This is a genomic window from Pseudoalteromonas sp. SG43-5 (genome assembly GCF_014164345.1).
GTDB classification, from domain to species: domain Bacteria; phylum Pseudomonadota; class Gammaproteobacteria; order Enterobacterales; family Alteromonadaceae; genus Pseudoalteromonas; species Pseudoalteromonas distincta.
Genome location: NZ_JACJFA010000050.1, coordinates 1 through 294 on the forward strand (window position 1 = coordinate 1; position 294 = coordinate 294).

Consider the following 294-nt stretch of genomic DNA (forward strand, 5'->3'; position numbering starts at 1 on the left):
ATACCAATCAATCAACGTAAAACGTTAATCAAATGGCACTGAATGGTACTGCTACCATTCTTTTTTTACTTTTGAAAACTCTTGATAAATACAATGTATCTATCAGAATTTTATTATCAGCTTTTCCAAATTTTTAAAGAGCATATTAATTAGTTATTCCGAAGAATAAGCACTAATTAACAATCATCTGTGTGGACACTACGAACAAATAAGTTCTAAATCGTATAAGGAGGTGATCCAGCCCCAGGTTCCCCTAGGGCTACCTTGTTACGACTTCACCCCAGTCATGAATCA

1 rRNA gene is annotated in these 294 nt (G+C 34.4%); it reads right to left on the minus strand.

Annotated elements, in window-relative coordinates:
- Positions 1-225: 225 nt before the first annotated feature.
- Positions 226-294 (minus strand): 16S ribosomal RNA (locus tag H5161_RS19960); the annotation flags it as partial.